Consider the following 22,086-nt stretch of genomic DNA (forward strand, 5'->3'; position numbering starts at 1 on the left):
TGTTATACGGATTAGTTTGCTGGAAGTTTCATAATAACGTGAAAAAGCGTAGAACTCTCGGGAAAGGGAGAGTTCTACGCTAATAAAACATTACGTTGAATCCGCTTAGGCATCCCCAAGCGCCGAGCGTCGTTACTAAGACTCTTTATGCCAACACTCCGAATGAAAAAAAGCGACCCAGAGAATTGGATCGCTCACTTATCATGCGTAATTGGCAAATGAATACAAAATCTAGTCCCCACGCCAATCGTACTTTCTACTTCAACCCGACCACCATGAATTTCAACAAGGTGTTTGACAATTGCTAGACCTAAGCCTGTTCCACCTGAATCACGGCTTCTCGCACGGTCCACTCGATAAAATCGCTCAAACAGTCGTGGTAGCTCCGACTGCTCAATACCAATCCCCTGATCTTGAATGTTAATGATTACTTCATTCATAGAGCTAGTAACAGTGACTGTAATCGTCGTTTCCTCTTTTGAATAACTAATCGCGTTCGATAACAAATTGACCATCACCTGAATAAGTCTACTAGCATCCGCTTCAATGAATAGATTTTTAGGAATCTCAGTTACAATTTTCATCTTCTTGCGTTCCATGCTCCTAGAGACAATTCTCATTGCATCATGTATCATTTCTTTCACATTAACAGCTGCATACGTAAGAGAAAACCCCTCTCTTTCCATTCCCGATAACTCAAGTAAATCATCTATTAGCAAATGCAAACGGTCACTTTCTTTCTGAATAATTCCAAGAAACTCTTTCATAATAACAGGTTCATTCATTGCACCGTCTAATAATGTTTCAGTAAAGCCCTTTATAGATGTAATAGGTGTGCGCAATTCGTGTGAAACATTCGCCACAAAGTCTTTTCTAACTTCTTCAAGCCGGACAAGCTCCGTAATGTCATGAATGACGACAACAATCCCTAACCAATTTCCATGAATACCAATAACAGGCGCTCCATATACACTCATATAAGCAGGGTGATCACTACTATCGATACGTATCTGTTTGGCGTGAACTTGTTCTGTCATAAAAACATCCTCAATCAAATTTTCAATCGCAATTGGTAAGCCAATATCTTTAAACGTTTTGCCGACTACTTCATGCTCTGATAATCCAAACGTTTTTTTAAATACTTCATTGAAAAGATTGACCGTACCCCCCCGCCCAAACATAAGAAGTCCACTACCCATACTTTCAATTAGGGTTTTCAAACGCTCTTTTTCCATCGCTTGCTGCGTCGACATTTCTTGAAAATCACTCGCTATTTTGTTAATTGCTTTTGCTAAATCATTATCATATTCTGACTCACTTGTTTGGACCCTTGCCAAATAATCCCCATTTGCAATCCGAGTCGCTATTTTCGTCATTTCATCAATTGGACGGGCATATTGCAACATCATCTTTGACGCGATAAATAAAGACAATAAAAAGGCAATTACGAGTGTGACAATTAGGAATAACCAATATTGATGTTGCAATGCAAGATGGCTGTTTTCCGCAAATAATGGGAAAAACTGACCGAGTACAATACCAAGGCCAGTTAAAAGAACCGAAAGAAGGATTGCGCAAGCAATTACGAGGCGGGCGTAGAGACCTTTTCTCATGCTTTTTGCTCCTCAAATTTATAGCCAATTCCCCTTACCGTTTTAATGAATGCTGGTTTCTTTGTGTTTTCTTCAATTTTTTCACGTAAATGGCTGACATGGACGTCGACAATACGTGTGTCCCCTGCAAAGTCATAATTCCAAACCGCACTTAATAATTGATCACGCGACAGGACACGATTTTTATTTTGCATAAAATAAACGAGTAATTCAAATTCCTTTGGTGTGAATTCGAGTTCTCCATTGTCTAGGTACGCAACATATTGCTCTGGATGGACAGTGAGTGCTCCAGAACTAATGATTCCACTTTCTTCTTCATCACGACCACCAGCATCCCCGCTACGTCGCAGTACAGCCTTTACACGGGCTACTACTTCACGCGGGCTAAATGGTTTGGTCATATAGTCATCTGCACCAATCTCAAGCCCTAACACTTTGTCGAACTCGTCCCCTTTTGCTGTTAACATGATGATTGGAATATCGGCACCACGTTGTCTTAATGTTTTACAAACATCTAGACCGTCCATTTTCGGTAGCATTAAATCAAGTAATATTAAATCAGGCTTTTCTAACTCCGCTTGTTGAACCGCTTCTTCACCGTCAGCCGCTGAAATCGTTTCATATTGCGCTTGCTGTAAATTATATTCGAGCAATGTACGAATCGGTTGCTCATCATCGACAATTAATATTTTCTTCTGTTTAGACATTTTCAATCAGCTCTCCCATCAAAAATTTTCCATCGCTTGTGAAGTTAAACGTTCCTCCACTTTTGGTGGCAGTGCCGACACTGTTCCTAAAATGACAATCTCTTGTTGCTCGTCACGAGCTTCTACTGAAATATCAATACAATTATCTTCTTTAGTGACACGAGTTACTTCGAATAGAAAGTCAATCGTCGAATAATGATAAACAGGTTTCTGGAATGTTAGATGCTGTTCCACAACATGAGAACCAGGACCAGGCAAATATTTCGAAATAGCCGACGTTACAATTCCAGTTAGCATAATGGTCGGTACAATTGGTTTTTCAAAAGCAGTCTGCGAAGCATAATCATGCTGAATATAAAGCGGGTTACTATCATTCGTTAGCCCAAGGTAAAGTAGCAGGTCTTTGTCTTCTATTTTTTCTGTTAACTTTAACTTTTCTCCAACAGTAATATCCTCAATCTTTCTTCCAAGACGTCTTTTCTTTCCAAGTATCAACTTGCTTCCCCCTTTAGATGTACTCGAACACTATAAGTTTAACAATAATCAGAAAAAAAATCGAGTAGCATCTGCTACTCGACTCTCAAAAAATAGTTGTAAGGGGAGCTGTCCCCCTACAACTACACTAAATTATAGATTTTTGATCAATTCATTAGCAAATTCAGATGCTTTTACTTCTGTTGCACCGTCCATTAGACGCGCAAAGTCGTAAGTAACAACTTTAGATGCAATTGTTTGTTCGATTGAAGCTGTAATCATTGCAGCTGCTTCATTCCATCCAAGGTGTTCAAGCATTAAAACACCTGAAAGAAGTACTGAAGATGGGTTTACTTTATCAAGACCTGCATATTTCGGTGCAGTACCATGTGTTGCTTCAAAGATTGCATGACCTGTATCGTAGTTAATGTTCGCACCAGGTGCGATACCGATTCCGCCAACTTGTGCAGCAAGTGCATCAGAAATATAGTCACCATTCAAGTTCATTGTTGCAACAACATCGAACTCTTTTGGACGTGTCAAGATTTGTTGTAGGAAGATATCAGCAATTGCATCTTTAACGATGATTTTGCCAGCCGCTTCAGCATCTGATTGTGCTTTGTTTGCAGCTTCAGTTCCTTCAGCTTCTTGGATTTTGTCGTATTGGTTCCACGTGAATACTTTGTCGCCGAATTCTTGTTCAGCCACTTCATAGCCCCAGTTTTTGAATGCTCCTTCAGTGAACTTCATGATGTTCCCTTTATGAACAAGTGTTAAAGACTTACGACCTTCTTTGATGATGTAGTTAAGTGCAGCGCGCACTAGACGTTTTGTGCCGTCTTCAGAAATTGGTTTAATACCGATTCCAGAAGTTTCTGGGAAGCGGATATTTTTAACACCCATTTCATTTTGAAGGAAATCAATTACTTTTTTCGCTTCTGGCGTGCCTTCTTTGTATTCAATTCCTGCATAGATATCTTCTGTGTTTTCACGGAAAATAACCATATCACAGTCTTCAGGACGTTTAACTGGTGAAGGTACACCTTCAAAGTAACGTACTGGACGTAAGCAAGTGTAAAGATCTAATTCTTGACGAAGTGCTACGTTCAATGAGCGGAAACCGCCGCCGATTGGTGTTGTAAGTGGTCCTTTAATAGCGATCAAATACTCTTCGATTGTGTCAAGTGTTTCTTGTGGAAGCCATTCGCCCGTTTCGTTGAATGCTTTCTCTCCTGCAAGAACTTCTTTCCACACAAGTTTCTTCTTACCGTCATACGCTTTGTCTACAGCTGCTTCAAGTACACGTGATGCTGCATGCCAAATATCCGGACCAGTACCGTCACCGATAATGAAAGGGATTGTTGCGTGATCTGGAACATTTAGTACACCGTTAGTTACTGTAATTTTTCCACCGTTAGTCATGAATAATTTCCTCCTAATTTCAAAATCTTAGGGCTGACATATAAATACGCCGCCCCATAGATAGTCATAGTTTACTGCTTCATTTAATGTGATTATCGCTCGTTAATTGGTACATATTTCTGCATACCAGGTCCGATATAGTCTGCACGTGGGCGAATCAAACGATTGTTTGCATATTGCTCAAGAATATGTGCAATCCAGCCAGATACGCGAGAAACCGCAAAAATCGGCGTAAACAAATCGTGGTCGATATCAAGCGAGTGGTAAACAGATGCTGAATAGAAATCGACGTTTGGTGGCAAGTTCTTTTCGCCTGTCACGATCGCTTCAATTTGATTTGACATATTGTAGTACTTCTCTTCACCACGAAGTGCTGTCAATTTTTTAGACATTGCACGTAAGTGCTTCGCACGTGGATCACCCTTACGGTATACACGGTGCCCAAAGCCCATAATTTTTTCTTTGTTTGCTAATTTCTCACGAATGTAAGGTTCCACATTTTCTTCAGAACCGATCTCCATTAGCATTTTCATTACTTGCTCATTAGCACCACCATGAAGTGGTCCTTTGAGTGCACCAATGGCAGCTGTTACGCCAGAGTATACATCAGATAGTGTCGCAACACAGACACGCGCTGTGAATGTCGATGCATTTAATTCGTGGTCAGCATGAAGAACTAACGCTTTATCGAATGCTTCGATTGCAATTGCCTCTGGCTCTTTGCCAGAAAGCATATAAAGGAAGTTTTCAGCATAGCCAAAACCTGCTTTTGGAGCAACCGGCTCAAGACCTTTACGAATACGTGCGAATGCTGTTACGATTGTCGCAATTTTCGCTTGAAGCTTAATTGCTTTTTCGTAGTTTGCTTCGTCAGACATATCTTCTGCCTTGTCATCGTATAATCCAAGAAGTGAAACTGCCGTGCGTAGCGCTGCCATCGGATGTACCTCTCCGATTGGGTACGATTTAAAATGATTAAGTACTTCTTGAGGAACAGACATGTTATCTGCAAGCTGTTTTTTTAGCTCTGCAAGTTCGTCCTCTTTAGGTAGACGCTGATGCCATAGAAGATAAATGACTTCTTCAAAACTGGCATTCTCTGCGAGATCGTCAATATCATAGCCGACGTATGTAAGTGTGTCATCAATAATTGAACTAATTGCTGACTGTGTCGCTACGACTCCCTCCAACCCTTTGGCTGATGTCATGTAAATCGCTCCTTCTTTCAGTGTAGCCGTTCAATCTCCTAAAAAAGAAGGACGGCCAGTCTGCTTATAATATTAAATCACTATCTAAAAAACGCTTACAAAGACCATTATAATCAATTTCGGCATCTTTGTGAATGGTTACGCTTATTTTTGTTTTTATATTTATAAAAAGGTGGGAGATAAATGCCTGCAAACCGCGACAAGCAACAGACTTTCCAATTAATATTATTTAAATGGCTACCTGTTATTTTGACAGCAATTCTTTTTTTTACTGTCCCTCCAGCTGCCATTGCAGTTATTGTTGCCTATTTTACCTCACCCATTTTAGTGTCTTTACGTAGCATAATAAAATTACCTCTAACAATTGCAACGCTATTCGTTATGACGCTAATTGTATTCCTATTTAGTGCGTTTACCTTCGTCGCGCTTCATGGATTGATGGATACGATTCCTGCCATCGAGCGACACATAGCACCTTTCACAAAAAATACCGATATCGTAGGCAGGCTATTCATTTTTCTCGAGGATAAAGTTGTTCAGTATGGACATGCTTTACTCGAATACGCCGTCACAATGATTAGCATGATATTCCAACAATTGTTCAGCCTTGTTATTTTCCTTATCGCTTATTTCTTTGCACTTCGCGAATCTGGGAAAAATCGTTTTTGGTTTCTTGTCTATTTTCCTGCAAAAGTCCGCGCCCCTGCAAAAAAGATGTTTACAAAAGCCGGGCAACTAATTGGTACTTTCGTAGCCGTGGAAATGCGGTTATTTTTTCTAACCTTTTTAATTATCACCATAGGGTTCTTCTTTCTTCAATTCAGTTCCCCCATTGGTATGGCATTTTTAATTTCACTTGCGGACAGCCTTCCCTTTCTCGGAATCGGCTTATTCCTGTTACCAATGGCAGCCTTTTTCATCTACACAAATAATCTATACGTTGGAATTACGCTAATTTTACTCTATCTTTTTACGATGATTACCCGGCAAATGGCCGAATCGTATATGTGGGCCTCCACATTTCAATTAAAACCGATCCATGCATTTTTCATTACTGCATGCTCAGTTTACTTATTCGGATTACCCGGCATTTTACTTACGCCATTCTTATTATTTGCCGCTCTAAAAATTAAACAACATCCCATGTTTACATCATAATGATACGACCATTTTTCATTTTGTTATAGATCCATTTTTGGATAAAAGGACGAATAAAATTTCTCGGCCCTTTGAATAACAGCAATATCCCAACAATATCCGTTATAAAGCCCGGCATGACAAGCAAGATACCACCTAAAAAAATACAGACACTATCAATCAGAGCATTCCCTGGCGTTTCCATTGTTGCCATTCGAGTTCTGAGCTCATTCCACGCTTTCATGCCTTGCCGTTTAGCCATATAAGCGCCACCTACACCCGTTATTAAGATGATAGCAACCGTAGAGAACAGACCTAGCGTTTTCCCAGAATAAATAAGTAACGCAAGCTCTGCCGTTGGAATTGCAATAAAGGCAAGGATTAGCCATTTCATTACGTAATCAACCTCCTTATTATCAATCGCGCCCGGCGTGATTGGGTCCAGATTTTGAATTGAGCAAGCTCAATTAACTCCCTTCAAAATCTGTGACATTCGGCAGAGGGTTACCCTGCTGAATTAAGTGAAAAAGCTGCTTACCGATCAATTCGGAAGCAGCCTTTACTCATTAATGATCGTTACAGGACGCTTGCATGTCCGTTATAAATTACACCAGACTCAGCATCAATTGTCACTTCATTGCCATGCTTAATCAATTTTGTTGCATTTTCAACGCCAACAATAACAGGGATACCTAAACTAAGGCCTACAACTGCCGCATGACTAGTGAGCCCACCTTCTTCTGTAATGAGCCCAGCACACTTTTCAATAGCAGGCATCATATCCCGATCTGAACCAACTGTCACAAGAATTGCACCAGTTGTATCAAGCGCTAGTGCCTCTGCTGCATTTCTAGCAACTACTGTACGACCAAATGCAGTCGTTCTACCAATTCCTTGACCACGGGCAAGTTGATCGCCAACAACTTGAATTTTCATCAAGTTCGTCGTTCCAGCCTCGCCGACCGGAACTCCGGCAGTAATAATGACTACATCTCCATGACCAACATATTGATGCTTAACGCTCTCTTCAACAGATTCTTGCAAAACTTCATCAATAGATGTTACTTTTTTACCCACAATCGGATAGACGCCCCAAACAAGTGACAGTTTTCTTGAACATAATTCAGTAGAAGTCACCGCAATAACTGGGCAACCCGGACGGTATTTAGCAATCATTTTAGCTGTATGACCACTTTCTGTCGGTGCAAGAACGGCTTTCACTTTTAAGTTAATAGCTGTGTAGGCTGCTGCTTGCCCAATCGCATCTGTCATATTACCATGTTTTTCACGACGTCGAGTCGATACGACTGAACGATAGTCAATTGCATCTTCTGTTGTCGTAGCAATACGATCCATTGTACGAACTGATTCAACTGGATACAAACCTGCTGCTGTTTCTCCCGACAACATAATGGCATCGGAGCCATCCATGATCGCATTCGCAACGTCACTTGCTTCCGCACGTGTAGGACGTGGGTTACGCTGCATTGAATCAAGCATTTGTGTAGCAGTAATAACCGGTTTACCCGCCTGATTACATTTTTTGATAAGCTCTTTTTGAACAAGTGGTACTTCCTCAGCTGGAATTTCTACGCCAAGATCACCACGTGCAACCATCAAGCCGTCTGATACATTAATGATTTCATCAATATTATCGACGCCTTCTTGGTTTTCAATTTTAGGGATAATTTGCAAATGTGCTCCGTTATTTGCTTCTAAGATTTCACGAATTTCCATGACATCGGAGGCACGTCGAACGAATGATGCCGCAATGAAATCAACACCTTCTTGAATTCCAAACAAAATATCTGCTGCATCCTTGTCTGTAATTCCAGGAAGTTGTACGGAAACACCCGGAACATTGACACCTTTTTTATTTTTTAAAGTACCAGAATTGATAACAAGCGTCTGAATAAGACCTTGCGCTTCGTCTTTTCCTGTTACTTCTAGTTGTATAAGTCCATCATCCAGTAAAATAACTGAGCCGATTCCAACATCCTCAATTAGCTTTTCATAGCTGACAGAAAATACGCTTTGATCTCCTTCAACTTCTTGCATAGATATAGCGACATGTTGTCCAGTAACAAGTTCAACTTCGCCATTTTTCATAGAATGCGTTCGAATTTCAGGTCCTTTTGTATCTAATAAAATACCGACCACTTTGCCTTTTTCATGAGCCACTTTTCGAATAGTATCGATACGTGCTTTATGCTCTGCATGATCTCCATGTGAAAAATTGAGCCTTGCAACGTTCATCCCCGCGTCAATCAGTTGCCCCAATATTTCTGGTGACTCACTTGCTGGACCAATTGTACAAACTATTTTTGTCTTTCTCATCTATTATCGCCCCTTCTCCAATGATAAAACCATTCAGACTAACTTTATTGAAATAACGCTCGGCTCCTAGGGAAGTCCCCCGCGATAAGCCAGTAAGGAGCCATCGCTAGTGGTGATGTGAAATTATTAGTTCAATTTAGATAGATAATTCTATTGAAAGCTTGTACATCTCTGATTTCCATTCATTCTTATCTTCTACAACATCTTTTAATTCATACTCCACTATACCATTGTTTCTCAACCCTACAGCGACACCACCGCGGCCCTCTTTTAGGACCTCCACTGCTCTTGCACCAAATTGGCTGGCAATTACACGGTCGCGTGCAGAAGGTGATCCACCTCTTTGAATATGGCCAAGCACTGAGATACGTGTATCAATATCCGCTTCTCGCTTCAACAAATCAGCTAGTTCTACTGCCGGCATAACTCCTTCAGCAACAATGATGATACTATGCTTCTTGCCACGACCTGAGCCACTTTTCAGTCTTTCAATAATTGCTGGAACATCATATTTCTCTTCAGGGATTAAAATTGTTTCCGCACCACCCGCAAGTCCTGCCCACAAAGCCAAGTCACCTGCGTCACGCCCCATCACTTCTACAATAAACGTACGTTCATGCGAAGAAGCTGTATCCCGAATTTTATCGATGGCATCAATGACAGTATTCAATGCAGTATCAAAGCCGATAGTAAAGTCTGTCCCTTTAATATCATTGTCAATCGTCGCCGGAACACCTACACAAGGAATACCAAGCTTTGTCAACTCAAAAGCTCCTTGGAAAGAACCGTCTCCACCAATGACAACAATTGCCTCAATACCATGTGCCTTCAATTGCTCGACAGCCTTGTCTCGTCCTTCTGGCGTCCGGAAATCGACACTACGAGCCGAGCGAAGCATCGTTCCACCCCGTTGAATAATATCACCTACAGAACCAAGCTGTAAAAGTTCAATTTTCCCGTCAATCAATCCTTGATAACCATTGTAAATACCCGCCACTTCAATCCCTTCGAATATAGCCTTTCGGACTACCGCACGAACTGCTGCATTCATGCCCGGTGCGTCTCCACCACTTGTCAAAACAGCAATCTTTTTCATTAAAATCGCTCCTCGTATATGTATAATTGGTTTTTCCATTGAACACGAATAGATACGATTTTTTTACACATCTATTCCTTAGCCAGAAAACACACCCATTTGTCTGAACTTATTGTAACGATCTTCAATAAGTCCATCTCTGTCAAGCGCCCCCAACTTTTCCAACGAAGCACGAATGGCATCTCCGATATAGACAGCCTGTGTTTGCAAATCACGATGTGCACCACCCAGTACTTCCGGAATAATATTATCTATAATGCCCATTTCTTTTAAATGAGGTGCCGTAATTTTCATTGCTTCAGCAGCTTGTTTAGCAAGACTTGAATCCTTCCAAAGAATTGAAGCCGCACCCTCAGGAGATATAACGGAATACGTCGAATGCTCCAGCATATGAATATGATTCGCTACGCCAAGTGCTAGCGCACCGCCACTTCCGCCTTCCCCAATAACAATCGAAATAACCGGCACTGTCAATCCAGCCATTTCAACTAAATTACGTGCTATTGCTTCACTTTGCCCACGTTCTTCAGCTGCCTTACCAGGATATGCGCCTTTCGTGTCGATGAAACAAATAATTGGACGCCCGAATTTCTCTGCCTGCTTCATTAGACGTAACGCCTTGCGATAGCCTTCTGGATGGGGCATTCCGAAATTCCTTTTAACATTTTCTTTCGTATCTTTTCCGCGCTGATGACCAATAATTGTAATCGCAGATTTTTCAAATGAGGCAATTCCCCCTACGATAGCAGCGTCATCACCAAACGTCCGATCCCCATGCAGCTGCATGAAATCTTCAAATAGCTCATTTATATAATCCAATGTCGTGGGACGTTCTGGGTGCCTCGCAACTTGAACTCGGTCCCACGGTTCCATATTACCATAAATATCTGCCTCTAGGCTCGCTAAACGTGTTTTTAGTGTACCTATTTCTTCAGATAAATCTACTGTGTTCGTCTCTGTAAATTCTTCAAGTTCTTTAATTTTTTCACGAAGTCTGACGATTGGCTCTTCGAATGCTAATGTTTTACTCATCTCACTTCGCCTCCTTCGCATGAAGTCGTGCAATTTTGACCAATGTATTTTTCATTTCGTTACGATGAACAACCGCATCCAACTGTCCATGATCCAGCAAAAACTCTGCCGTCTGGAAGTCCTCCGGTAGCTTCTCCCTAACTGTTTGTTCAATAACTCGTCTGCCAGCAAATCCAATAAGTGCTTTCGGCTCAGCGATATTAATGTCTCCAACAGATGCAAAACTTGCCGATACACCACCTGTTGTCGGATAAGTCATAACTGATATGAATAATAAGCCTTTTGAAGCATGACGATTCAACGCAACACTCGTTTTTGCCATTTGCATAAGCGATAATACGCCTTCTTGCATCCGTGCACCACCACTCGCCGAAAAAATAATGATTGGGATACCGAGCGCTGTTGCCTTTTCAATCGCACGTGTGATTTTCTCACCGACGACAGAACCCATTGACCCCATTCTAAAATGAGCGTCCATAATCGCAACGGCTACTTCATAGCCATCAATTTTCCCAGTTCCAGTTAAAACTGCTTCGTTTAGTCCTGTTTTTTTGGCGTCCGATTCAATCTTTTCCGTATACGCTGGAAATTGTAACGGATTTTCGGTTTTTAGATGATTGTCGATCGATTCAAATGTACCTTCGTCAAATAAACAATCTACACGCTCCGCTGCGGTCATTTTCAAGTGATGATCACATTTCGGGCAAACCTTTAATGTTTTCATTAAATCCTTTGTTAAAATAATATTTTTACATTGCGGACATTTTGTCATAATTCCTTCAGGTACATCATTTTTTGCATCATCAGAAGGTATCGTTACCGGATGCCTCTTTTTATTTTTCATGAATATATCGCGAATCATTTCTTTCTTTCCCCTCTTTCACCTTCAACTAGTTCTATCCATTTCGAATAGGCTTGCAATGCTTTCAACTCATGACCACCGATTACACTACGGAGTAGTTCTTTTACAATTTCATTTTCGTCGGCTGCCGTCATTTCGTCATAAGGAGCCTTACTATATTGTTTCAATAAAAACCAGATTTTAAGCGACAATCTATTGCCAGTCGCAACAATCATTTCACGAATGAGATCCTCACGGAGTATTTGCCCATCTATATCGATTTTAACAAGCAAACTTTCCCATACAGGCAATGTGCGCAGTGAGCTATCCTTACACACCAACATTAGTGCAGCTGTTTCATGAATCTGTCTTGTTTCTTGTACATCAATAACTGATTCGGGTTGCTGCATGATGAATGCGGCTAGCACTTCAACGAGCTGATGCTTATTGAAATCTACAAGAAACGTCCCTTCCCCCCGACGGGTTTCAATCAAACCGAGCAACTCCAAACTCCGCAACGCTTCACGGATTGTCGATCTTCCGGCCTGTAGACGCTCCGCTAACTCTCTTTCTGATGGTAGTTTATCACCCGTTTTAATGCCCTCTTCTTTAATAATCGTTCGAAGTTCACCGACAATATCGAGGTACATTTTCGATGACGTTTTTGGAATTTGCATACATGGACCCCTCTGGATAATAAAATCAATCACACCATTTATGAAAATGGAAGACTTCTGTATCTGACACTTCACTTCTATACAAAAAATTTCTGTATCGAGTTAAAAGTGGTCAGACCACTTATGTCTATAGCATACAGAAAAGAGGGCGCGTCGTAAAGTGAAAGATGGAAAACCCTCATTCAAAAAAGGCTTGTCTAAATTGCACAAGCCCGTTCGTTATTCTAATAACTGCTGCACAAGTATTTGCGGCTTCCCCCTATGGCGCTCCACAGTCCCATTCAACTGAATAATGGTCATTTCAATTAGTCGTTCTGCCGCAAGTGCATATTGTCTCGGAAAGAAGGTGCACGAAATATCTGCTGTTTCATCTTGGATAGTGACAAATGCCATCGCCTCTCCTTTTTTTGTCCGAATGCGTTTAATCCCTGTAATAAGTCCTGCAATTTTCACATGTTCACGATCCTTCACAGTGGCGAGTGCTGTAATAGCGTTAAATTCCCCGCCCGCTGCTCTTTTCATTTCTGTAGCTGGGTGATCCGAAAAATAGAAGCCAAGTACTTCCTTTTCCAATTCGAGTATTTCCATACGATCCTGATCTTCAGCAGGCGTATACTTCGGACTTGCTTCCCCACCAAATAATTGGTGACTGATTGCCCCTTTGATGGACGCGAGTAATACGGAGCGCGATTCACCAAAATCGTCGAGTGCTCCTGCTTTAATGAGAGGTAGAATAGACTTCTCCGTAAAAGCTTCCACTCCAAGTCCAACCGCCATATCAAATAATGTTTTCCAGCCCCCATTAGATTTCCTTGCCTCTTTAAGCGCTTCATAGAAAACTGGAGTGACACCTTTAATGGCGCCTAGTCCCATTCGAATAGCCCCGTTTTCCACGGTGTACATATATCTACTTCGCTTGACAGACGGCGGAAGTATTTGGATACCATGCGCCTCCGATTCGCGTAGTAGCTCCATCGTTTTATGATTGTTGCCTGTCATCGTTGACAGCAACGCCGCATAGAAGTAAGCTGGTTCATTCGCCTTCAAATAAGCAAGCCGATACGAAATTAGCGAGTATGCTACTGCATGACTTTTTGGAAATCCATAATCCGCAAATTTAACAATCAAATCGTATACTGCAACAGCTACACTTTCTGGAAACCCATTATTTACTGCACTTTGCGTAAAATGCGCACGTTCTTTTTGAAGTATATCGCGGTTTTTCTTACTAATGGCCCTTCTCAGCAAATCTGCTTCTCCCATTGTGAATCCCGCGATTCGAACAGCAATTTGCATAATTTGTTCCTGATAAATAATAACGCCATGTGTTTCCTTCAACACCATTTCCAGCTGCGAATGAAGATACGTGACGCTCTCGCTACCATTTTTCCTGCGGCTATACAGCGGAATATGATCCATCGGACCCGGACGATACAACGCATTAATAGCAAAAATATCATTAAATGTTGTCGGCTGAATGAGTCGCAATGCTTCCCTCATCCCCTCCGATTCAAATTGAAAAATCCCTGTCATGTCACCCATTCGAAACAGTTCAAAAGTATTTTCATCATCAAGCGGTATGGCCTCAAAATCCAAGCGAATGTGCTTATCATAGGAAATCATTGAGCGAATTCTGTCTAATAAAGTCAAATTGCGCAAGCCAAGAAAATCCATTTTTAATAACCCTTGTGCTTCAACGTCCCCCATCGGCCATTGGGTGAGATAAATGTCGTCTCCCCCATTTTGTAACGGTACAATCTCCACAAGAGGCACAGGCGATAAAATAACACCCGCCGCATGTGTCGATGCGTTACGGGGTAGCCCTTCAATCAATGAAGCCGTCTTCAACCATTTACTGCGTTCTGGATCGAGTGACATCCAATCACGTAGCGCCTTGGACTGGGCGACAGCCTCTTCCAAGGTCCCTACATGACGATTAGGAATCTCCTTCGATAGAAAAGCCATTTCTTCATTCGAAAAATCAAATACACGTGCCACGTTGCGTGCAACAGATCTGGCAGATAGAGTGCCAAATGTAATAATTTGCGCCACATGTGTTTTACCATATTTTTGTGCGACATAGTCAATTACTTCGGCACGACGGTTATCAGCAAAGTCAATATCAATATCAGGCATCGTAATACGATCTGGATTTAAAAATCGTTCAAATAGTAGACCATATTTAAGAGGATCAACATCTGTAATTCCAAGTGAAAAAGCAACAAGTGAGCCTGCTGAAGACCCTCGACCTGGCCCTGTTAGGATATGATTATCCTTCGCATAGCGCATGAAATCTTCAACTATGAGGAAATAATCTGCGAAGCCCATGCTACTTATAACCGTTATTTCATAACGTAAACGTTCCATATAAGCTTCTGTTACTGTTGTAAGCCTTCTTTGTAAGCCTGCGAAGCTATTTTTATTTAATAAAGAGGTGGCTGTTTCTCCTGGCGGAACGGGAAATACCGGCATAAGCGACTGACTTGCCGGCAAACTGACTTCACACGCCAAGAGCAGTTCAGACATATTTTCAAGCCATTGTGGTCTGTCCTGAAACCATTCGGTAAGCTCACTTTTTTCTGGTACATAGGCAGCCTGTTGCACGACGGTTGGTCTTGCTGAATCGTTTAACTTATACCCCGTTCGAATTGCGTCCGCAACCTCATAGGCAAAAGCATCCTCCTGCATAAGATAGCGAGCTTCATGGACAGCTACAATCGTAATCTGTTCCACCTGTGCGATTGTTTCAATTACCTCTTCTTCAGGATGCTTAACATCGCCGGCACGACTTATCCCAATGACAATTTGCGACTTTTCACAATTCGCTAGTAGCTGTTGAAATACATCCTTTGTGCGTAATCCATCCCACGAATTGTCCGTTAGTGGACAGACGATGAAGCACCCCGAGCTATAGGCTTTCAACCATTGTAGAGGAAGGGTTTCAGAATCTCTGACAGCTACAGCGCTGCTCATTTTCAATAAATTGCGGTAGCCTTCATCATCTTTCGCATAAATATATAGCAAAACGGCTTCTGCTTCGTTAACCTCTGCAAAAATGGATAATCCAATAACGGGGCGAATCCCATACTTTGTCATCACTTTATGAAATGAACGAACGCCATATAATTTCGAATTGACGATAGCAACAGAGGTAGCCCCTCTTCGCTGCAGAAGTGGGGCTAGTCGATCGAGTTTTATAATCCCGCGCAAAAGATCTGCGCCAGTCACTACTTGCGGATAGACAAGTGTCAACGCAATCCCTCCGCTCGTTTTTTTACTTACATAATTGTGTTAACTTAACAATGACTTCATCTGCTTCTTCCCATGAGTGAACTGATGCTCCAGAAGCGAGCGGATGACCTCCGCCTCCAAATTCTGCAGCCAATTGGTTAATTACAGGACCTTTGGAGCGTAGTCTCACACGTATTTGGTCTTCTTCTTCAATGAAAATAACCCATGCACAAATTCCTTTGACATCTCCAAGTGCCCCCACAAGCTGAGATGTATCAGAGGCAGTTACATGAAACTGATTCAGTATCGCTTTGTCTATTTTAACAAAGGCGGCCCCGTTTTCATCCATCTTGAAGTTTTGATACATATAGCCTTTTAAATGCAGTAACTCTCGCTTCACTTCATACATTCCCGCAAACAATTCTGTTCGATCAAAATCGTATTTTATCAGATTACTTGCAACTTCAAACGTATGAACAGATGTGCTTGGGAACATAAAGCGCCCCGTATCTCCGACAATTCCTGCGAACAACAATCTAGCCGCTTCCGTCGTCATAGTCCAGCCGTACTCTGCCCGCGCAACTTCAAACAGTGCATGGATCATTTCTGAGGTCGAACTTGAAGCTGTATTCACCCATTTTACATCCCCATAAGGATCCGCATCTGGATGATGGTCAATTTTCATTAGTAAATCGCCTTTTGTGTAAAATTCCCCGTCGATACGCTCCGTATTACCTGTGTCTGTGACAATCACAAGAGCACCTTCATATAAAGCTTCATCTACGCGGTCAGGAAGGGCTAAGTATGTAAGAGATTCATCATGTTCACCTGCTGCATATACCTGTTTTGATGGATAATTGGCTTGTATTAGTGCTTTCAACCCCATTTGAGAGCCATACGCATCTGGGTCTGGTCTTACATGGCGATGAATAATAATTTTGTCGTACTTTTCAATTGTGTCAATGATTTGTCTTTTCAATTCCGATTCCTCCAGGTCTCGATTGATTCGAGTCGCATTTCGTTCTAAAAGCCGCTACAATATAAGAAGTTTGTATTTCATGGAGGGCTTTTATGTTAAATTTCATTTTAGTATTTCTTATTATTGCTTCTTTTGTCTTTTATTTTTATTTCAAAACGCGGCAATTCAGAACAAAATCTGTTTTTCCCATACGAAAAAAAATGTTTGCCAGTATGGCTGGCTCAGCTCTAGGTAGTCTTCTGTTGTTTTTTGGAATCAATCAACTGTTCCTATTTAACGGCATTGTAACATACCTAATTGCAGCGCTATTCATCGGATTAGGCGCTTATGTTGCGATTTTCAATTTCAAAGCCTATAAACATTATCTAACCTTCGTAGATGAAGAAAATGAGTTGAACAAAAACTGATGCGCTTTACGTGCATCAGTTTTTGTTTTTAATCAAGCCTCCAGCGGATGCCACAGCTTTTGAAAGGGATGAATTGGGGAAGCCCAATTCAAAGTCAATGCACAATGTTTTCCGAGACGAAAGCAAAGCGGCAGTCGTGAGTACGGCAGCATATTTAATTATGATTCCATTGACATTCAACGTTCAAATAATTGGTACATGAACACGGCCTTGGCAACAAATTCGCCTTCCGACAAAATATCGAAGTCTACTTTTACAAAGCGCCTGCTCATATGCAAAATACGTGGTTCCACGACGACAACACTACCCAGCTGGACATGCTTTATAAAGTATAATGTCATATTTTCCGGAACACTTTCTCCACGCTTGCGCATTTTGATAGCTCTGTTACCCGCTTCCGTCAAAAGAGTCGTCAATGCTCCATAGGACAGCGAGCCAAACTGGTTAGTCATTTGTGGAATAACAGTAAATTCCACAGTCATTTGCTGATTCGCCAAGCTTTTCATTTGGTTTTTTACGATATCATCAATGGTTTCCCCTTGCTGTGGTTGCCTGTGTGTCATTTGGAATGCCTTTAAAACATCCTGCCTGCTAATAATACCAGCAAGCATTCCCGCATCTGTCACCACCGGCATGAGGTCGATACCTTCCCAAATCATACTATGCCCCGCCGACGCTACGCTTGTCTTTCCTGTAACTGTAATCGGATGGCGTGTCATCACTTTCTCAATCAATTCTTCATTCGATTTACCAATAGCATCTCGCGATGTAACAATACCTATAAGTTTGCCGTTATTTTCAATAACAGGATAACCTGAGTGAGACGTCTGACGATTCACTTCATTGAAATGAGCAACCTTATCCTTCGTTGACAATGTGATTGTTTTCGATAATGGTGTCAAAATATCTTCCACAAGCAATATTTCCTTCTCAATTAACTGATCGTAAATCGCTCGATTCAGCATCGTTGCTACGGTAAATGTGTCATAACTCGTTGAAATAACCGGCAACTCCAGCTCATCTGCTAATTTTTTCACATCATCTGATGCATCAAAGCCTCCCGTAACGAGCACCGCTGCACCTGCTAATAAAGCCGTTTCATGCGCTTTTAAACGATTTCCTACAATCAATAGACTGCCTGCATCGATATAGCGCATCATATCATCCAGCTGCATCGCACCAATGACAAACTTGGTCAACGTTTTATGTAAGCCCCCACGTCCCCCAAGCACAAGCCCATCGACAATATTCAACACCTCTGCAAACGTGAGCCGTTCAATATTGTCCTTCTTTTTCTTTTCGATTCGGATTGTCCCAACACGTTCAATTGTATTGACAAGTTTTTGATTTTCCGCCTCTTTTATAGCTCGGTATGCCGTTCCTTCGCTAACAGACAGCGCACGGGCTACTTGTCGAACAGATATCTTTTCACCTACGGCAAGCCCTTCAATATGTTGTAATATTAGTTCGTGCTTCGTCGCCATGTCTTCACCTTTTCCTATCATGACCTTACAGCCATTCTACCACAAAAGTAAAAGAAAAGCGCAAGCTGCCTGCAGACTAGGGAGTGAATAAAAGATCCCTATAATGGATCAATATTCGAAAGCCTCGCCGACCTGCATAATTTTCACAGCATGATTAGTAACAAGTCTTTTAAAAACTACTGGATCCTGCTCTATAGGCGGAAATGTGTCGAAGTGAATCGGAATCGTTACTTTCGGATTTAGCAATTCCACAGCAAAAGCAGCGTCTTCAGGTCCCATTGTGAAATTATCACCGATTGGTAAGAAAGCCACATCGATCGGATGACGCTTACCAATCATTTGCATATCACCAAAGAGTGCCGTATCCCCCGCGTGATAGATTGTTTTTCCCTCCACCGTTAGTAAAATACCTGCTGGCATCCCTGTATAAACGATGTCGTTATCTTCTGTTGTATAAGACGAACTATGGAATGCTTGCGTAAACTTCACTGTCCCAAAATCAAAGACACGCGTTCCACCAATGCCCATACCGTGCGTTTTCACACCCTGCCCTTCAAGATAGTTAGCAAGCTCAAAGGTTGCAATGACAAGTGCATCATTTGCTTTGGCAAGCGCCACCGTATCACCAACATGATCATTATGTCCATGCGTGAGTAGTATAATATCCGGCTTTTCATCACCAACAACTAAGTCCGTCAGTTTATTTCCAGTAATGAACGGATCAATGAAAATTGAAGTGTTGCCTGTTATTATTTTGACAACGGAATGTCCGTGATATGAAATTTGCATAAAAATACCTCCTTCATTTTTTATCCACTAAACTATAATTTTCGTTCTTCAACCCAAAAACCCTCTTTTTTGTTATGATTATAATATCTGAAGAGGAGGTCATTAAGAGTGAGTAAAGTGAAAGAAATTCAACAATATTTGCACAATGAGAATGTAGACGTTGCTTTTATCACAACGCCTGATAATGTCTTCTACATTACAGGATTCCACAGTAATCCACATGAACGATTATTGGGCGTTATGGTATTCAAGGATGCAGAGCCTTTTATCATCTGTCCATTGATGGAAGTGCCTGATGTGAAGGCAGCCGGTTGGTCCTTCGAAGCGGTCGGACACGAAGATACACAGGATGCTTGGGACGTTGTCATGGATACTGTCCGCAAACGAGGGGATCTTCCGACTTCTATCGCCATTGAAAAATCCCATTTGACTGTTGAACGCTACGAGCGTTTGGGACAACTATTAACTGACACTACATTCGTCCGTCTTGACGAACAGCTAAATAGTATGCGCAATATCAAGAGTGAAGATGAGTTAACGAACTTACGCAAAGCTGCTGAGCTAGCCGATTATGCGATTGCAGTTGGCTGCAAGGAAATTGCCGAAGGGAAAACGGAACTAGAAATACTCATGGCTATCGAGTTTGAGATGAAGAGAAAGGGTGCCGAGAAAATGTCATTCGATACGATGGTGCTTTCCGGTCCAAAGACTGCCTCACCACACGGCACGCCAGGGGACCGCAAAATCCAAAAGGGAGATTTCATCCTATTTGACCTCGGTGTTGTCTATAACGGCTATTGCTCCGACATTACTCGAACTGTTGCCTTCGGCGAACCAACCGACAAAATGCGCGAGGTTTACGAAACGGTTAAGCATGCAGAACAAGCAGCCATTGATAAAGTACGACCTGGCGTTAAAGCACTCGAAATTGATAAAGCTGCAAGGGATGTCATTGACGAGGCTGGTTACGGCGACTATTTCACACACCGCGTCGGTCATGGACTTGGCATTTCAGTGCATGAATTCCCTTCGATTACAGGTAACAACGAACTTGAGCTTGAGGAAGGAATGGTGTTTACCATTGAACCAGGCATCTACCATCCCGATATTACAGGCGTTCGAATCGAAGACGATGTTGTCGTCACTGCAAACGGCGTAGAAGTATTGACGAAGTTCCCGAAAGAATTACAAATTCTTCAACCATAAAGATATGAAAAAGGCTGTCCACATGAGTTCGTGGACAGCCTTTTTTTATCGTTATCGGCTAAGTATTGTTTCAGCTGCTACGTAGTCAATCCCTTGATCATCTGCTACAGCTTTATACGTTACATGGCCGTCTAATGTATTGATACCTTTTTGAAGAGCTAAATTGTCTAGACACGCTTGTTTATAGCCTTTGTTAGCAATTTGCAGTGCATAAGGCACCGTAACGTTTGTTAGCGCGATTGTCGAGGTTTGTGGAACAGCTCCTGGCATATTTGCAACTGCATAGTGAACAATACCATGTTTCTCGTATGTCGGGTTATCATGTGTTGTGACACGATCTGACGTTGCAAAAATTCCACCTTGGTCAATTGCAATATCAACAAGCACAGAGCCCTGCTTCATCGACTTTACCATATCTTCAGACACTAATTTCGGTGCTTTTGCCCCTGGAATCAAAACTGCACCGATAACAAGGTCTGACTTCGCCACGGATTCAGCGATATTGAATGGGTTAGAAACCAGTGTTTGAATATCATTACCGAAGATTTCATCTAAATAACGTAGACGGTCTACCGACAGGTCTAGCACGGTTACTTTCGCTCCCATACCTACTGCAACTCGCGCCGCATTTGCGCCCGCTTGTCCTCCGCCAATTATCGTTACTTGTCCACGAGAAACACCTGGTACACCGCCAAGTAAAATCCCTTTTCCACCATTCGTTTGTTGTAAATATTGCGCACCAATCTGTGTAGCCATCCGCCCTGCAACTTCGCTCATTGGCGCAAGAAGAGGTAATGTATTGTTCGGAAGTTGAACAGTTTCATAAGCAATCCCAATAACCTTTTTAGCAAGTAGCGCATTTGTCAGTTCCACTTCTGGTGCAAGATGCAAGTAAGTAAATAGGATAAGCCCTTCACGGAAAAAGCCATACTCTGAAGCAATCGGCTCTTTAACCTTCATCACCATATCGGTATCCCATGCTTGTTCCGCAGTTGCAACGATTTGCGCACCTGATGCAGCATACTGCTCATCTGTAAAGCTTGAACCGAGACCCGCCCCTGTTTCGATGAAGACTTCATGTCCAGCCGACTTTAGATTAAAAACTCCCGCCGGTGTCATTGCGACTCGATTTTCATTATTCTTAACTTCTTTCGGAACCCCGATACGCATTGCTCTTCCCCCTAAAAAATGATTATTTCGTTGGTTACACGGCAAATTGTTATGTGAACCAATGTTTACTTTATTCTATCAGATAGAAAATCATTTCGCTCTATTTTTCGGTATTCACAGAATACTCAATCACATAATTGTGCAACTTCCCTAACAAGTTTCATTTTTCGACAAAGTATGTCACAAATTTGTAATAACTATACGATTCCTAATATTTTTTTATAGATTTAAAGGATTTCTAATTTTATTATCGAAGTAGTTATTATAACAATTAAG

The 22,086-nt window shown here is 41.8% G+C and carries 19 protein-coding genes; 3 read left to right on the forward strand and 16 right to left on the reverse strand.

Annotation, left to right across the window (positions count from 1 at the left end):
- Nucleotides 1-194: 194 nt before the first annotated feature.
- The 5 genes from pnpS to citZ all read right to left on the reverse strand — a co-directional run bounded on the left by pnpS (nt 195) and on the right by citZ (nt 5,424).
- Nucleotides 195-1,613 (reverse strand): two-component system histidine kinase PnpS, encoded by a 1,419-nt coding sequence (gene pnpS, locus R2B77_RS02035; protein WP_203246672.1) that lies wholly within the window; start codon nt 1,611-1,613, stop codon nt 195-197.
- Entirely contained in the window at nt 1,610-2,320 is a 711-nt protein-coding gene (locus tag R2B77_RS02040; RefSeq protein ID WP_203246671.1) for a response regulator transcription factor, read from the reverse strand. Before R2B77_RS02040 ends, pnpS begins: the two co-directional genes overlap by 4 nt.
- An 18-nt stretch (nt 2,321-2,338) precedes the next feature.
- Complete coding sequence (locus tag R2B77_RS02045) at nt 2,339-2,815, reverse strand: MaoC/PaaZ C-terminal domain-containing protein (protein WP_203246670.1); 477 nt, start codon at nt 2,813-2,815, stop codon at nt 2,339-2,341.
- Between the two features lie 132 nt (nt 2,816-2,947).
- Nucleotides 2,948-4,216 carry an NADP-dependent isocitrate dehydrogenase gene (gene icd, locus R2B77_RS02050; protein ID WP_203246669.1) on the reverse strand — a complete coding sequence of 423 codons (1,269 nt, stop codon included), beginning with the start codon at nt 4,214-4,216 and terminating at the stop codon, nt 2,948-2,950.
- Between the two features lie 92 nt (nt 4,217-4,308).
- Complete coding sequence (gene citZ, locus R2B77_RS02055) at nt 4,309-5,424, reverse strand: citrate synthase (RefSeq protein WP_203246668.1); 1,116 nt, start codon at nt 5,422-5,424, stop codon at nt 4,309-4,311.
- 183 nt (nt 5,425-5,607) lie between these two features.
- Here citZ and R2B77_RS02060 point away from each other — a divergent pair, with 183 nt between their 5' ends.
- Complete coding sequence (locus tag R2B77_RS02060; RefSeq protein ID WP_203246667.1) at nt 5,608-6,582, forward strand: AI-2E family transporter; 975 nt, start codon at nt 5,608-5,610, stop codon at nt 6,580-6,582.
- Here R2B77_RS02060 and R2B77_RS02065 read toward each other — a convergent pair.
- From R2B77_RS02065 to R2B77_RS02100, 8 genes are all read right to left on the reverse strand, one after another.
- The gene (locus R2B77_RS02065) at nt 6,572-6,955 is read right to left on the reverse strand and encodes an FxsA family protein (protein WP_203246666.1); all 384 of its coding nucleotides are present in this window, start codon (nt 6,953-6,955) and stop codon (nt 6,572-6,574) included. The genes R2B77_RS02060 and R2B77_RS02065 overlap by 11 nt on opposite strands.
- 182 nt (nt 6,956-7,137) lie before the next feature.
- Nucleotides 7,138-8,898, reverse strand: a complete 1,761-nt coding sequence (gene pyk, locus R2B77_RS02070; RefSeq protein ID WP_203246665.1) for a pyruvate kinase — start codon at nt 8,896-8,898, stop codon at nt 7,138-7,140.
- A gap of 136 nt (nt 8,899-9,034) precedes the next feature.
- Nucleotides 9,035-9,994 carry a 6-phosphofructokinase gene (gene pfkA / locus R2B77_RS02075; RefSeq protein ID WP_203246664.1) on the reverse strand — a complete coding sequence of 320 codons (960 nt, stop codon included), beginning with the start codon at nt 9,992-9,994 and terminating at the stop codon, nt 9,035-9,037.
- 78 nt (nt 9,995-10,072) lie between these two features.
- Nucleotides 10,073-11,026, reverse strand: a complete 954-nt coding sequence (locus R2B77_RS02080) for an acetyl-CoA carboxylase carboxyltransferase subunit alpha (protein ID WP_203246663.1) — start codon at nt 11,024-11,026, stop codon at nt 10,073-10,075.
- Nucleotide 11,027: 1 nt separating this feature from the next.
- A complete protein-coding gene (accD, locus tag R2B77_RS02085; RefSeq protein WP_203246662.1) occupies nt 11,028-11,888 on the reverse strand; it encodes an acetyl-CoA carboxylase, carboxyltransferase subunit beta in 861 nt (286 codons plus the stop codon).
- A complete protein-coding gene (locus tag R2B77_RS02090; RefSeq protein WP_203246661.1) occupies nt 11,885-12,544 on the reverse strand; it encodes a FadR/GntR family transcriptional regulator in 660 nt (219 codons plus the stop codon). The genes accD and R2B77_RS02090 overlap by 4 nt, the downstream gene beginning before the upstream one ends.
- A gap of 219 nt (nt 12,545-12,763) precedes the next feature.
- Nucleotides 12,764-15,796, reverse strand: coding sequence for a DNA polymerase III subunit alpha (locus tag R2B77_RS02095; RefSeq protein WP_203246660.1), 3,033 nt, complete (start codon nt 15,794-15,796; stop codon nt 12,764-12,766).
- 22 nt (nt 15,797-15,818) lie between these two features.
- Nucleotides 15,819-16,754, reverse strand: a complete 936-nt coding sequence (locus tag R2B77_RS02100; RefSeq protein WP_203246659.1) for a DHH family phosphoesterase — start codon at nt 16,752-16,754, stop codon at nt 15,819-15,821.
- 92 nt (nt 16,755-16,846) lie between these two features.
- On the opposite strand from R2B77_RS02100, the gene R2B77_RS02105 reads away from it, so the two are divergent.
- The gene (locus R2B77_RS02105; protein WP_203246658.1) at nt 16,847-17,161 is read left to right on the forward strand and encodes a YtpI family protein; all 315 of its coding nucleotides are present in this window, start codon (nt 16,847-16,849) and stop codon (nt 17,159-17,161) included.
- 176 nt (nt 17,162-17,337) lie between these two features.
- On the opposite strand, the gene R2B77_RS02110 is transcribed toward R2B77_RS02105, so the two are convergent.
- Nucleotides 17,338-18,645 (reverse strand): DRTGG domain-containing protein, encoded by a 1,308-nt coding sequence (locus tag R2B77_RS02110; protein WP_203246964.1) that lies wholly within the window; start codon nt 18,643-18,645, stop codon nt 17,338-17,340.
- A 108-nt stretch (nt 18,646-18,753) separates the two neighbouring features.
- Nucleotides 18,754-19,434 (reverse strand): metal-dependent hydrolase, encoded by a 681-nt coding sequence (locus tag R2B77_RS02115; RefSeq protein ID WP_203246657.1) that lies wholly within the window; start codon nt 19,432-19,434, stop codon nt 18,754-18,756.
- Between the two features lie 108 nt (nt 19,435-19,542).
- On the opposite strand from R2B77_RS02115, the gene R2B77_RS02120 reads away from it, so the two are divergent.
- Nucleotides 19,543-20,640: a M24 family metallopeptidase gene (locus R2B77_RS02120; protein WP_203246656.1), complete on the forward strand. Its 1,098-nt coding sequence runs from the start codon at nt 19,543-19,545 to the stop codon at nt 20,638-20,640.
- A gap of 51 nt (nt 20,641-20,691) precedes the next feature.
- Here the strand turns inward: R2B77_RS02120 and ald are convergent, their stop codons facing one another.
- The gene (ald, locus tag R2B77_RS02125; protein ID WP_203246655.1) at nt 20,692-21,810 is read right to left on the reverse strand and encodes an alanine dehydrogenase; all 1,119 of its coding nucleotides are present in this window, start codon (nt 21,808-21,810) and stop codon (nt 20,692-20,694) included.
- Between the last annotated feature and the right edge of the window lie 276 nt (nt 21,811-22,086).

Source organism: Sporosarcina beigongshangi, assembly GCF_033485195.1.
GTDB lineage: Bacteria > Bacillota > Bacilli > Bacillales_A > Planococcaceae > Sporosarcina > Sporosarcina beigongshangi.

Excerpts from the sequence above, each read along its gene's own strand:
- pnpS (WP_203246672.1), bottom strand. The coding sequence starts at position 1,613 with ATGAGAAAAGGTCTCTACGCCCGCCTCGTAATTGCTTGCGCAATCCTT.
- R2B77_RS02105 (WP_203246658.1), top strand. The coding sequence starts at position 16,847 with ATGTTAAATTTCATTTTAGTATTTCTTATTATTGCTTCTTTTGTCTTT.
- R2B77_RS02090 (WP_203246661.1), bottom strand. The coding sequence starts at position 12,544 with ATGCAAATTCCAAAAACGTCATCGAAAATGTACCTCGATATTGTCGGT.
- accD (WP_203246662.1), bottom strand. The coding sequence starts at position 11,888 with ATGATTCGCGATATATTCATGAAAAATAAAAAGAGGCATCCGGTAACG.
- citZ (WP_203246668.1), bottom strand. The coding sequence starts at position 5,424 with ATGACATCAGCCAAAGGGTTGGAGGGAGTCGTAGCGACACAGTCAGCA.
- R2B77_RS02080 (WP_203246663.1), bottom strand. The coding sequence starts at position 11,026 with ATGAGTAAAACATTAGCATTCGAAGAGCCAATCGTCAGACTTCGTGAA.
- R2B77_RS02040 (WP_203246671.1), bottom strand. The coding sequence starts at position 2,320 with ATGTCTAAACAGAAGAAAATATTAATTGTCGATGATGAGCAACCGATT.
- ald (WP_203246655.1), bottom strand. The coding sequence starts at position 21,810 with ATGCGTATCGGGGTTCCGAAAGAAGTTAAGAATAATGAAAATCGAGTC.
- pyk (WP_203246665.1), bottom strand. The coding sequence starts at position 8,898 with ATGAGAAAGACAAAAATAGTTTGTACAATTGGTCCAGCAAGTGAGTCA.
- R2B77_RS02110 (WP_203246964.1), bottom strand. The coding sequence starts at position 18,645 with ATGGCGACGAAGCACGAACTAATATTACAACATATTGAAGGGCTTGCC.
- icd (WP_203246669.1), bottom strand. The coding sequence starts at position 4,216 with ATGACTAACGGTGGAAAAATTACAGTAACTAACGGTGTACTAAATGTT.
- pfkA (WP_203246664.1), bottom strand. The coding sequence starts at position 9,994 with ATGAAAAAGATTGCTGTTTTGACAAGTGGTGGAGACGCACCGGGCATG.
- R2B77_RS02115 (WP_203246657.1), bottom strand. The coding sequence starts at position 19,434 with ATGCAAATTTCATATCACGGACATTCCGTTGTCAAAATAATAACAGGC.
- R2B77_RS02060 (WP_203246667.1), top strand. The coding sequence starts at position 5,608 with ATGCCTGCAAACCGCGACAAGCAACAGACTTTCCAATTAATATTATTT.
- R2B77_RS02065 (WP_203246666.1), bottom strand. The coding sequence starts at position 6,955 with ATGAAATGGCTAATCCTTGCCTTTATTGCAATTCCAACGGCAGAGCTT.